Raw genomic sequence first — 13,611 nt, forward strand, 5'->3', positions numbered from 1 at the left:
TGCGCGGTACCAACGATCATGAGTTGCGATCAACTGATCGGCGGGGAGACGCGAAGTGAACGGTTGCCGGGGCCATCTACCGCTCTATTTGGCATGTGCGGGCTAGGTTCACGAAAGCAACGCGACGGCTGCGGTAGCGATTGGAACGAGCCCAAGAAGGACGATCACGGCGTCCTAGAGCGCTTCCGATAGTTCGGGGCAGGCGCGGCTAGGGTCGCGGCATGCTGCCAACCTGACGCACAAGTGGTGGCAAGCAAGCTCCGGAACTGCGAGTTCAGTCGTTAACGGCAACCTGAAAATCACAACAAGATAACATCCACCGAAGGCCTGCTAAAGCGCGATGAGATTGGGTTGAATCGTCATTGCGCTTTAGCTCCTTGTTTGAGCATGATCTTTTCGGAAATCAGCTTCACACTCTTCCGAATCATGCTCTAGGCGCCCCAGCGACACCTGAGTGTCGGCACCAAGGCGGGCCTGCCTGTTGGCAGCATCACTCACACATGCTGCGGCTGCGCCAGCTGGCTGACCTGCGTCGCGGGCGGATCGACAACCAGAGTACCGCCATGGCCATCGCTCGACGTCGCGAATGTCGAGGCCATGTAGTTGCCGAGCAGCGCAATACTCGCCGTGACGGTGCCGTCCGTCACCGTGAGCGTTCCGCGCGATGCGTTTCCGCTGAAGCTCGGAGTCTGAACGTTCGCGAAATTGATATTCGCGAAATCGATCGCGTCCGAACCGGTCATGCCGGCGACGGTGCCGGCAAAGCTCGCGGAATTGTCGAGCTTCAGCGTCCCCGTCGAACCCTGGAACGTCACGGCGGCGCTCGAAGCCCCGGTTAATTCCAGGGTGCCGCCCGATGCGATGGTGGCATTAGTGGAGCTCTCGCCCGTCACGTTGAAGGGCTGCCAGGCTCCCCACGCAATGCCGTCATTGGCCCGCATCCAGAGCTGATCCGTACCCGAGCCGGCCTGATAGGTCGTCTGGGAAAGTTGCGCCGCAGTGATGTCGATCTCGGTATTCGCGGCCTGCGTAGCTCCGTTGACGCTCCAATGCCCGTTGGTGTTGGAATCCCACAGCGCATACTTCGTGATGGCATCGCCGTCGGCGTCCGTCGCGGTGACGAGGTTCGCAGCAGCAAAGGTCTGCCCCGAGACCGTCACGACGTTGGAGACCGAGACCGTCGGCGCCTGGTTGGTTGCAGTGGCCGTAAAGCTCTTCCAGGCGCTCCACATGCTGCCGTCGTTGGCTTTCACCCAGAGCGTATCCGGTGTCGAACCGCCGGGGCCGAACACGTAACTCACCTGCGAGAGGTTCGCCGCCGAGACGTCGATCTCGACATTGGCCGCCTGGGCGACGCCATTGACCACGAAGTGGCCGTTGCCGCCGGTGTCCCAGAACGCGTACTGGGTGATCGTGTCGTGCTCGGCATCCGTGGTCGAAAACAAGGTCGACGCCGCCACCGAATGGTCGTGAATTCCGGCCACGTTCGATGCGGTAACGACCGGGGCCGTGTCGGGGCCCGGTGTTGCCGTGAAGCTCTTCCAGACGCTCCACATGCTGCCGTCATTGGCCTTCACCCAGAGCGTATCCGGTGTCGAACCGCCGGGGCCGAACACGTAGCTCACCTGCGACAGGTTCGCCGCCGCAACATCGATCTCGGCGTTGGTGGGCTGCACGACACCGTTGACCACAAAGTGTCCGTTACCTTGCGTATCCCAGAACGCATACTGGGTGATCGTGTCGTGCTCGGCATCGGTAACCGAAAACAAGCTCGAGGCGAGCGCCGACGTCTGCCCATGAACCGCAGCCACGTTCGATGCCGTCACGACCGGGGCCGTGTCGGGGCCCGGTGTTGCCGTGAAGCTCGTCCAGGAGCTCCACATGCTGCCGTCATTGGCCTTCACCCAGAGCGTATCCGGTGTCGAACCGCCGGGGCCGAACACGTAGCTGACTTGCGACAGGTTTGCCGCCGCAACATCGATCTCGGCGTTGGTGGGCTGCACGACGCCGTTGACCACAAAGTGGCCGCTGCCGCCGGTGTCCCAGAACGCATACTGGGTGATCGTGTCGTGCTCGGCATCGGTGACCGAGAACAAGCTCGACGCGAGCGCCGACGTCTGCCCATGAACCGCGGCCACGTTCGATGCCGTCACGACCGGGGCCGTGTCGGGGCCCGGTGTTGCCGTGAAGCTCTTCCAGGCGCTCCACATGCTGCCGTCATTGGCCTTCACCCACAGCGTATCGGGTGTCGAACCGCCGGGGCCGAACACGTAGCTCACCTGCGACAGGTTCGCCGCCGCAACATCGATCTCGGCGTTGGTGGGCTGCACGACGCCGTTGACCACAAAGTGTCCGTTGCCGCCGGTGTCCCAGAACGCATACTGGGTGATCGTGTCGTGCTCGGCATCGGTGACCGAGAACAAGCTCGACGCGAGCGCCGACGTCTGCCCATGAACCGCGGCCACGTTCGATGCCGTCACGACCGGGGCCGTGTCGGGGCCCGGTGTTGCCGTGAAGCTCTTCCAGGCGCTCCACAAGATACCGTCATTGGCCTTCACCCAGAGCGTATCTGGCGTCGAACCGCCGGGGCCGAACACGTAGCTCACCTGCGACAGGTTCGCCGCCGCAACATCGATCTCGGCGTTGGTGGGCTGCACGACGCCGTTGACCACAAAGTGTCCGTTGCCTTGGGTGTCCCAGAACGCGTACTGGGTCATCGTGTCGCCGTCCGGATCGCTCACCGTGAACAGGCTCGATGCAGCAATCGACGTCTGGCCGTGCGCCGCAGTCACGTTAACTGCGTTCACGGTTGGCGCGGTGTCGCCAAATGCCTTGGCGGTAAATTGAGTCCAGTCGCCCCAAACCGTGCCGTCATTGGCTCGAACGAGAAGGGTATCAGTCGATCCGCTTGGACCGAAGACGTAGCTCACCTGCGACAGGTTCGCCGCCGCAACATCGATCTCGGCGTTGGTGGCCTGGACGACGCCGTTGACGACCCAGTGTCCGTGACCTTGGGTGTCCCAAAACGCGTATTGGGTGATCAGATCGCCATCGGCGTCAGACGCGGTGAAGAGACTGGAGGCCAGCACGGAGGTCTCGCCGGCGCCTGCATGGATGTTGGACGCTGACGTGACCGGCGCGATATCGGCACGGGTCGTGACCAACGTTCCGGTACCGGAATCCGCGCTGACGCTGAACCGCACGCCGGGTGTCGCATCAAGCCGCAGATCGAAGGAGGATGCCCCCTCCGTGACGTGCAGGATGTTGCCGGCCTGCAAGGTCGCCGACCCACCCGATACGAAATTGAGGCCTGCCAGATCGATGCTGTCGCCCAGCACCAGACTGCTGATGGTCGTGCCGGCCAAAGACGTGCCGTCGATCTTCAGCTGACCGCCGGAACCGCTGAAGGTGACGCCGCCGCTCACGACGCTGCCGGCCTGCAGTTCGACCACGCCGCCGGAAATTGTGACCGGCCCCGTGGAGCCGCCAGAGGAAACGATCTCATTTCCTCCGGCAAAGACCGCGACGTTGCTGGTCACCGCGCCGGCAACCTTGAGCGCACCACCGCTCGACACCGCGATGTCGTGTGCCGCAGCTCCAGACGCGATGTTCAGCACGCCACCGCTGATGACGGTCGTGTGGTCGATTGCGCCTCCCGACGACACGTTGACCGTGCCGCCCGAAATCCCGGTTCCGGAGCCGGTCACACCGGTGACCACGCCTCCGGAGAACACGTTCTCGATGCCGCCGGCAAAGACCCCGACGTTGCTCAGAACCGTGCCGCCGACGTTGAAGACGCCGCCGCTCGAGACGGAGATATGGTCTACCGTCGCGCCGGACGAGACATTCAGGTCGCCGCCAGCGAAGACGGTCGCATATTCGAAGGACGCTCCGGAGAGAACGTCGACCAGCCCGGAAATTGCGGTCCCCGAACCGGTCACGCCGGTGACCGAGCCACCTGCAGAGACGATTTCGTGGCCGCCGCTCTGAATGATGACATTGCTGGTGATCTTGCCCTGCACGTTAAGCGTGCCGGACACGTTGAGCATGCTGGCAGAACCTCCGGACAGAATGTTGAGCGTCGCACCGGCTGCGACGAATGTTCCCGTACCGGTCGTGCCGCTGATGGTGCCCTGGATGACGCCACCGGACGAGACGTTCTCGACGCCGCCGCTCAACACCGCGACCGTATTGGACGTGGTCCCCGCCACGTTGAGGATGCCGCCCGCCGAAACCGTCGTCCCCACGCCGTTGGAGGTTGCCGAGACCAATCCTCCCACCAGCACGTTTTCTATGCCGCCGCTCGAGATGAAGACGTTGCTGGTGATGGTGCCGGCAAGATTGAGCGCGCCACCCGACAGGGTGACGTCGTGCGCCGTCGCGCCGGCGGAAACATTCAAGGCGCCGCCGCTGAAGACCGCGGTGTTGAACGTCAGACCGCCAGACGAAACATTCTCAACACCTCCGCTTGAAACTTGCGCCGCAGCCGAACCGCCGGTCGACACATTCAACACGCCGCCACTTGAAATCGTGGCGCCAATGGTGGCGCCACCAGAGGAAACCGTCTGATTGCCACCCGACAGAATCGTGGCGCCGGAATCGACGCCACCACTGAAGACGGCCTCGAAGCCGCCAGACAGGATCGTGCCCGTCGCGCTGCCACCGGCTGAAACGGAACTACCGTTGAACGATCCGAGCTGGAAGTAGCCGCCGCTCAGCACCGTCGTGTCGGCCGCCGTGCCGCCGCTCAGCACGGTCATGCCGCCGGAGTTGGAGATCGTCGTTCCGGATACTGCACCGCCCGAGATGACTTGCGCGCCGCCGTTGTTGGCAATCGTGGTGGACACCACGAGGCCACCGGAGTTCACATCGAGCTGCCCGCCCGCCACGGTCGTATTGCTCGCGGTTCCGCCCGCCAAACCGCCCGATCCCTGGAACGACGGAATGCCGACTTGCATGAAGCCGCCACTGCCAACGATGGTGCCCAGGGCCGTGCCGCCCGCAAGCACGTTCTCTATTCCATTCGCGCTGACGGTGATGGCGGAGGTTGAGCCGCCCGACAGAACCTCGAGGATCGGGCCACTACCCACCAAATAGCCGCTCACGACAGCGCCAGGCCCCACCTCAAGGTCGGTACCGCTACCAAAAGTGGTGTTGGAAAGCTGTGAAACGGACGCTCCGCTGACCAGTTCTACGGCGCCGAAATTGACCGAAACGCCACTGAGGGACCCGCCTGAGAACAGCTTCAGCAGACCGCCATTGACCATCGTGGCGTTTGCCGATCCGCCGGAAAGGACGTCGAGCTCACCGCCGCCGAAGACATTGGCGCCGTTCGCAGCACCTCCGGACGAAACGGTTTCCAGGCCACCGCCGTGGATGTTGATGTTACTGGTTGTGCTTCCCGCGAGATTGAATTGGCCACCGCTATTCACATTGATGTCATGCGCGGACGCGCCGGCCTGCAAGTTCAGGGCGCCGTTGCTGTTGACGGCAACGTAGCTGACGGAGGCGCCCGCGGATGCATTCACCGTGCCGACGACGGTGACCGTTGGGAGGGCGGATGGATCCAACGATCCGCTGATGGCACCGCCGGAAGAGACGTTCAATGTGGCGCCGCCCGCAACGAACACGAAGTTCGTCGCCGTACCCAGCAGGTTCAGCGTTGCTCCGTTCGATACAGTAAAGTCGTGAACGGTGGCGCCGGATGCGACGCTGGCCGAGGCTCCGGACGACAAGGTGAAGAACTCCGACAGGCCTCCGGAGAGGACATTGAGCGAGCCTCCCGACACCGTAAAGTCCTGCGCATTGCCGCTGGAAAGCACGTTCAGCGTGCCCCCCGACACATCGAAGTTCTGCGCACTGCCTCCCGAAAAAACATTCTCGGTGCCACCGGCGAAGACCTCCGAGTTGCTGGTCTGAGAACCTGCGAGATTGAGGATACCGCCACTGCTGACGCCGAAGTCGTGGATGGTCGCGCCATAGTCGGCCGTGACAAGGCCGCCACTCCTGACCGTGAAGTAGGAGAGCTGGCCGCCCGAGGTCACACTGACCGTGCCGCCCGACACAATCGTCTCGTCGCTGCCGGGAGCGCCCGTTTCGATGCCGCCGGAAGAAATCACAACAAGGCCGCTCGAAAAGACTTCAACGTGGCTTGTCACCGTTCCGGCAACGTTCAGCGTGCCGCCCGACGACACGGCAAGGAACGACGCCGCACCGCCCGAGGAAACGTTGAGCGTGCCGCCTGCAGACACCGTGGCCGAGACGCTGAGGCCGCCGCTGGAGATATTCAGGCTGCCGCCGGACAGAAGCGTGGCGCCGCTATCGATACCACCGCTCGAAATCACCTCCAAGCCGCCGGACACAGTCGTTCCAGTGGCGCTGCCGCTGGACTCAACGATCAGCGTGCCGCCATTCAGGACGGTATCGCCGGATTCAGTGCCAGAAGAAACAGTAACGGTCACGCCGCTGGAAATCGTCTGCATGGCTCTGCCTCCAGGCCAGAATGAAATTCATTTGCCCGTTTCGGGCGTCGACGCCTGTCGGCATCGACGTCCTTTACGCGCTACATTTTGCCGCCGACCGGAAATCCCGGTATGCGCTGAATAATCTGCTTGACGTGATCGGCCGTAATCAGCCGCGTGCATTCGAACTGCCGGGGTGAATTGGCATGCCGCGGGCACCACAGAAAATCCTTGTGGTCGAAACGCACCCGCGGATCGTTCCAGCAACTGTTGCACGCGTGAAAATTGACAATGCGGTAGGGCGTTTCGAATTCGTTGGTCGGATGGGTGAACCCGCTGATCATGACGACCGGCGTCCCCGACGCCCATGCAAGCCACGACAGGCCGCTCGACAGACCAATGAAAAAGTCAGCATGCTTCAGGTAGCGAAATCGCTCGGCCAGCGGCTTGTCGCCGGTCTCATCCTCGGCACCGTTCGGAATATGGTTCCAGATCAACTGAGTGCCGTGAGTGGCCTTCTGGTCGATGCACACCACCCGGTAGCCGGCCGCCTTCAGGAAATTGACGATCTCGCGCCAGCCATGCGGGTTGTTCCAGTATTTGCTTTGCGTGGTGCTCTGGACCGCGATGCAGACATAGGGCTCGGCAATCGGCCTCGTATCATCCTTGATGGCGATGCGCGGTGGCTGCTCGGTCGGATCGACGCCCAGAATGTAACCCGCGGTCCGATGTAGCCCGACATGGCGAAAATCGGTGGGCTGATAGACGCAATCCTTGTCGTCGAAAAACAGTCCGACGCTGTAGGTCGCGTAATATCGCTCCGGCTTGACCTCTTCGTGGGTGATGAACTCGATGTCCGGATACGCGTCGCGGAACAGTTCGATCAGCGGCGCGCCCATGGCGCAGCTCAGCTTGCAGCCATGCCTGTCCTTGAACTTCACCGCATAGGGAAACCATCCCATCGTATCGCCGAGCGTCCCGACCGGAAACTGGATCAGGACGGCGCGATCTTTGGCCGAGTATTCATGATCAAAGAGGGATTCGCCCTGCTGGGAGACTTCTATTCCGAAACGGATGTAGTAGCGCTTTGAGCTGTTGACATAGCCGCCGGCGAATTCCGTTTCGAACAACACGTTGCCTGTGTCGAGATCCCGAATTCTCACCTTCCAGGGCTGCTCGCCATGAGGGCAAACAATTCGCGCGCCATCATTGAAGTCGAATCGCAGTCCCTTTGGACCGACCTGAGTGGGCAGTTTGGCGGCCGCAGGATAGGCGGACTTCGGGGCGTCGGCATTCGACGAAACAGCCTCCGACTTGGCCGGCGCGGCGCCGGTCGAACGGTCAACGATGACGTTGGGTTGTTCCGGCAAATGGACCGACGGGCGTTTCAGCGCGATCGCCGGCGCAACGGTAATCGCATTCACGAAAAACCCCTGCCCTGAAAATAAAGAGAAACTGCTCAAAAAAGTGAACAAAAAGGTAAGCGAGATTGATAACCTCGTCACTAAACCTTGGCGAGTACCTCCTCGGGGCTGCTCCGGAATCGTAGGAACAAACGACATACAACCATTAGCTGCAATCCCAGCGCCGCTCCAGCTTGCCTCGGGCGAAGTCTGCTCTGCCCGTGACAACGAACGCGGCGATCACCATCGCGGGCTGGCAGGTTGAGGCTAATACGCGATTTCCGCTCCGATTTAGATGCACACAAGATCCCGATCATTCACGCGAAGAAGCGGGCACGTCGAAAAGCGGCCTTCATGTCGTAGAGTTCGCCCATGAGGTTCGTTCATTCCATCAGATGGTCCTCTGGAGGTTGTCGTCGCGGACACAGTCGGCGATTGGCGTATGGCGAAGCGTCAGTGTGGCAGGCGTCATGGTGCTAGCCGGTGGGCCAAGTTTCGCGAACGGTACCGTGACCTCGAAGAGATGGGCTGACTGGCGCAGCGGTATGCGCAATGAACGGTGAGAAGATTGCGCAAGACCGTATGCCCATTCGCATGGTGATAGAGCGGCAATCAGGCCACGTCACAACGCACGGACTTGCCTGTGCTCATTGCCAGTAGGCTTTGAACCTTGCTTGCCCTTTAACCAGCGGCATAAGTGACGCACTGGGGACCGCAAATGTCAGGGTTCAGGCTTAACGGAAGCTCCGCGTTGCGAGGCGGCGGGCATTACGCAGTACGACTTAGCAATCATGCCTTTACAGCGCGTTTGGTAATTAACCTTGCTTCACCCCTTGGCGCTTCGCCTCTTTCTTCGCCGGGTCGTTCACTGTCGCTACCAAGCTGACCGAGCCGACCTCCTCGCCGCGCCGAACGTCGTGTCCCGCACATCGAGAAACATCGCAGGATCGTCGTCACGCGCCTTGGCGACAACTAGTCCCTTGCGCGATTGCGTACTCGCATCGAGCTCTAAGTGTCTGCTTCGAAGGGGCCGAGCTCGGTGGGAATCAGGGAATTCCGACACGACTTTAGAGCTCGAAACGTTCCCGGACCGTTCCGTCAGTCGGCTAAGCAGTGCCTTCATCCTAACATCGGATAATTGTAGCCGAATTTGGTTGCGGGCGTAGTTCTCCCCACCGCTATGCCGTCACTTTGCCGCGCCTCGTTCCTCCTTGCCCCATTCTGTTCATATACCTTACGAGGTAACACGGGTGTCATTTGTTCTCGTTTGGTCCAAAGCGCTGCCCCACACGAGCCGCAAGGCGCATGCCCGTACTTTGGCCATGCCTTTAGGGGGCACCAAAGGCAGCGACGCGTTGCCTCACTGGTACGAATACTGAGCTGGTAGGTGGAGATAATTTCTTGGCCGCGCGATGAGACCCAGGACGAGATGTCAGACGGTGTCGGCAACGATAGAATTCAGAAGGACAGTACTGCGGGCGCGTTGCGAGAGCGGACGCGACAAACGATGATACAGCGTATCGCGGTCCTGGCGCCCTCTCCTGCTCGACGGCACTCTTCCTCGATGGCGGCGTCCGAATGCGCATTTGCGACTGGATTCAGCCACGCAGATCCCGTAGCTAGCGGCTTCCGTGCAGCGTTGCAGGCGCAACACAACAGTAATTCCAGAAGGCCCACAAACTCCTTGGACTTTGCTTCGCGCCGAAATGCCCGCCTGCCAGCGACAACGACCTCCTTGCAATGAAGCGCTGGGCAGTGAAGATTTAACGCGCGGACCATGGCCATGTTGCGGGTTGCGGCCTGCTAGCTTGCGGCCGCGCCGCGGTTGGCGTTGGCTTATGTGTCTGGGTAGCATTGGTCGATCGCCGCGGACGGGGCAGGGGTATGTTGGGGCTTGCCTTTGGTTCGTCTGACGCCTGCTCCTTTGGAGCCGGAGCGTTATCGATCAGACGGGCCAATTGTTCTTGGCTTGCGTTGAGCCGCTCAGCGACCGTCTTGCCTTCCTGCGCCATCTGAACTTGGACAGCTTTGATCTGGTCAACGACAGTGTTGATGCGTGTTGATTCCGCCTGCCCCGCCGAGAGTTGGCTCGCCAACCTATCATTGTCACGAGCAAATTGCTCTTGCCTGAGCTGTAGCTGTTCGACCGCTTGCCGCAAGGAGGCGAGATCGCGTGCTATCGGTTGGAGCTGAGTTGCCAGATCAATGGAAGCTACCAAGGCAGTCGGCGCAATCTCTTTTGGCGGGGCTTGTGTCAGAGGTGCGTAGTTTGAGGAGGGTACGACCGCCGTACCGACGGAGGCCCACCACCAAGTACCGCCACCAATGCATCCCAGCAACAAAAGGCCGATAGAGACCGGATAACTCATATCCCTCAATCGACGAAGCGTCATCCGCAGCGCACGAGCCAGTTTCATGCTGATCGTTGGACTCGAAGGTGTGACTCCCGCTTCGCGCGCGAAGTTCGAAAGCTGCTCCTCCAAGCTCGTGGGCCGCTCTTGCACAACCTTGTTATTCAGCGTGGAGTCCATATGTTGCTCCGCAACAAATACGACGGGATCCGACTGAGAGCCGAACTAAGGACAGCAATTGTCCCGACCGAGCGTCTATCAAAATGCGCAAATGGGAGAGAGTGTAGCGTACGTCACCTTAAGCTCGCATGGAAGCGCCTCGGGCGCGCCTGAGCTCGCTTAGACTGCAAAGGGCATTTATTCCGACGCCGAATGGCTTTGCCGGCTCGTCCATGGTCAATTGGAAGGGCCGCTGGTTCGGTCAACTGCAACTTCGTGCAAGTCGCCTTGTGCTACAAGAGCAGTGTGCCTGGCGCCGTCAAGTCCAGAGCCGTGTTCTACGGGATCGCGTGGGTGCATTCCTAGCGGGATCGCGGCTCTTCAACGCTATGCAAGCAATAGCTGATAGGCTCGTAGCCGCAATCGTCCTTATCCCACTCTGACGAATGTCCATTCGGGCACTTCAAACGGTACGCCGAGGGCCGACGGATAATGGGAATAACTTCCGAGGAGGTCACCGAGCGCAGCCACTGCCGAGTGATAGGACCCAAAATCTTCCTCTTCGAAGAAGAAGTGGAACCGGCCGTTCAGCGGCACAATCCGAAACGTGCCGCCCTTGGAGCGGAATTCCCAATAACCGGATGTCATCGTCGCCACCAGACACGCCGACGACCGGCCCTGACGGCCTCGCGCGGATGGACGATCAATCCAACCTCATCACCAACGTACGGGGCTTGGAAAGTCATATGAAGCGCCCTCGAATCGAACTGATTCTACAGCGGAAGAACATCGTCAGCCAAAGCGTCGACCGACTTATCCATCGACTTTCAACAGCTGATGTCTAGCAGCGCGACAGATCATTGATCGGCTGATGCGAGGAATGTCGCGAGAGCAATGCTTGCCGGAGCGCAACGCGGGAACGGTCAGTTCGGGCAAGCTTGAAACGGCAGTTCTGACGCGCACGTAGAAACGCGGCCGAAAGGGTGGTGGCAGTAGCTACCGTTCCGTCTTGGAAGAGAGGTCAGTCCTAACAACCGCAACTTTGTCGTGGCAGCGAGTTGTCGGAAGAGAGCCAAGCCGACCGGGCGATCGCACACGTGCGACCGGGCAGACGTGCGGGAAGATCACATTCTGACGACCCCATCGAGATCGGACGTGGAAGACGGTCGACAATCGGTAAAGATCCGAGCTCAAATTGGCGCATCCAGCTAGCGCACGAGCAAAAAGTCGGACCCGGTTCCTCGCTTTTCGCTTCGGCAGGAAAATCTGGCCGAACGCAAGAGAGGTGGAAAGTTGCCGAGCCGATACGATCTCACCAGAACCACCCGGGACCGCCTCATCCAAATCGTGCCTCTCAATCAGGCATCCACCTGATCGAAGCCGGATCGGCGGGCCGCGTGGTGGTGTAAGTCACCAAATCGTATCCGCGCTCGACGACGAGATCGGCGACTTCGATGAAGCCCTCGTCATTCTCCTCCTTCGAGCTGTGAAGCGTCACATCGCTCATGGAGACATTCTGGTTCGTCAGGGACAGCCTGACCATTCCCTGATGGTCTCGAATTGGCCTGCAGATCGGGATGAGCCGCGCCTCGAAGTTCGTCGGGTGATAGGGCTTGAGGCGCAAGTTCTTGTGGAAGGTTCTGTCCCCCTCGATCGACAGCACGCTTTTGCAGGCCGCCGAGTTCACCATGAGGCCGCGGATCGATGCATCCGAGCCGATGTAGATCGGGTACGTCTCGCCGCGTTCCAGCCGGACGCCCGAAAACGCGATCAGCCTCGACGAATACTCGACTGCCGTGCCCGGTATTTGATCCTTGAGCGGCACGCGCTCGTAAGCCGTGAATGCAAACGTGCGTTTGCACTTTGCGGTCTCGGCTGCTTTTATCTTAGTCAAGAAATTGCCAAGGTACTTCGCTATCTCACCCGACAGGAACTCGGCCGGATGACTGCCGTCTGCGTATAGCTGTTTCGCGTCCACGTTCTTCGACTTGGCGACGGCGGCAATGACGTCCCGGACATCGAGGTAGTACCAGTCCTGCTTCTGGCAGACGGAAATACAGGCGGAGATGATCGTCCTTGATGCGTTGATGTCGCTCACCGGTATGCAAACGAAAACCGGCTCGCAATTGGCCCGCTTGGCGGAATGCCCAATCCACTCCACCCATCTCACAACATCGTAGTAATCGATCGCATTGGCTGAAAGGAGCGAAAAATCGATCACGCACGTATCGACGATGCAAAACTCCGAGCCCTTGAAGAAGTCGCCCTGGGCGAAGTACGGACCGAGCAAGGACGGAGATGCACCGATCCTTCCCGCTGATTTCACCTCAATTGTGTCATCGGCATCCAGGAACTTCTGGAAAAACCCTGCCTTCAAGATGCTGTTTGACTGTCCAAGGATCGAAATGCTCAGCGACATCGGATTGACTGCCTTCAGATGGAACCGCGCAATGACATTGAAAACGCCTGATGATGAACTCCGCAACACCGCGTCGGCGACATCAATCGTCTATGTCGCGGCGACGTTATCAATTGTCGCGGCGCTCTGTCTACCATCGGTGGGACGCGCGCAAAGTTCGCGAGCCGCATGCGACAAGACCGATACGCAATTCGCGGTAACGGCGGCGATGCCGGACAATGCGGACGCGCTGCGCAAATATGAGAGAAATGTGTCAGGCCTATCCGGCGATGTCTCGACGGTGATGCTCGGCGACTCGCTGGTCGAGGCGTGGCCGAAGGAATTGTCCGCCTCGCTCGGCACCGGGCCGGTGGCCAATCTCGGCGTCGGACGCGACAGGATTCAGAACACGCTCTGGTTCATCGAACACGAACGCGAGCGGCTGCGGAAAATCAAGCCGAAATCCATCATCGTGCTGGTTGGAACCAACAACATCTATCTGGACAAGCCGTGCGGCGTGATGGAGTCCTATCAAAAGCTGTTCGGGGAGATCAGATCGCTTTGGCCGAACGGCAAGATCTTCTCCATTCAGATTCTGCCGCGAGGCGAGCAGATGAAGGGGGCAGCCGAGAACATCGGATCGGTCAATGCCGAGCTCAGCAGAAGAAGCCGGGAACTCGGAATCAGAACGATCGACGCCTCCAACATCGCGTGCGGACGAACGACGCCGTGCGCCAATTACAAGAGCGACCTCCTGCACCTGACGCCATCCGGATATGAGGCCCTGACCAGGATCGCCAGGGACGGAATCGGATCATCATAGGCGTTCAACGAAGCTG

The 13,611-nt window shown here is 60.3% G+C and carries 6 protein-coding genes; 1 reads left to right on the forward strand and 5 read right to left on the reverse strand.

Annotated features, from left to right (window positions below; all coding sequences use genetic code 11):
* Window positions 1–494 precede the first annotated feature (494 nt).
* From XH92_RS28660 to XH92_RS28680, 5 genes are all read right to left on the reverse strand, one after another.
* Window positions 495–6,482: a hypothetical protein gene (locus XH92_RS28660; RefSeq protein WP_194455109.1), complete on the reverse strand. Its 5,988-nt coding sequence runs from the start codon at window positions 6,480–6,482 to the stop codon at window positions 495–497.
* An 80-nt stretch (window positions 6,483–6,562) separates the two neighbouring features.
* A complete protein-coding gene (locus tag XH92_RS28665) occupies window positions 6,563–7,966 on the reverse strand; it encodes an autotransporter strand-loop-strand O-heptosyltransferase (protein WP_246787696.1) in 1,404 nt (467 codons plus the stop codon).
* Window positions 7,967–9,627: 1,661 nt separating this feature from the next.
* The gene (locus XH92_RS28670; protein WP_194455111.1) at window positions 9,628–10,395 is read right to left on the reverse strand and encodes a hypothetical protein; all 768 of its coding nucleotides are present in this window, start codon (window positions 10,393–10,395) and stop codon (window positions 9,628–9,630) included.
* Window positions 10,396–10,803: 408 nt separating this feature from the next.
* Window positions 10,804–11,031 carry a hypothetical protein gene (locus tag XH92_RS28675; protein ID WP_194455112.1) on the reverse strand — a complete coding sequence of 76 codons (228 nt, stop codon included), beginning with the start codon at window positions 11,029–11,031 and terminating at the stop codon, window positions 10,804–10,806.
* A gap of 697 nt (window positions 11,032–11,728) precedes the next feature.
* The gene (locus XH92_RS28680) at window positions 11,729–12,793 is read right to left on the reverse strand and encodes a hypothetical protein (protein WP_194455113.1); all 1,065 of its coding nucleotides are present in this window, start codon (window positions 12,791–12,793) and stop codon (window positions 11,729–11,731) included.
* A 31-nt stretch (window positions 12,794–12,824) separates the two neighbouring features.
* On the opposite strand from XH92_RS28680, the gene XH92_RS28685 reads away from it, so the two are divergent.
* Window positions 12,825–13,595: a GDSL-type esterase/lipase family protein gene (locus XH92_RS28685; RefSeq protein WP_194455114.1), complete on the forward strand. Its 771-nt coding sequence runs from the start codon at window positions 12,825–12,827 to the stop codon at window positions 13,593–13,595.
* Window positions 13,596–13,611: the final 16 nt, after the last annotated feature.

Origin of the sequence: Bradyrhizobium sp. CCBAU 53421 (assembly GCF_015291625.1) — a bacterium.
In the GTDB taxonomy this organism is placed as follows: Bacteria; Pseudomonadota; Alphaproteobacteria; order Rhizobiales; family Xanthobacteraceae; genus Bradyrhizobium.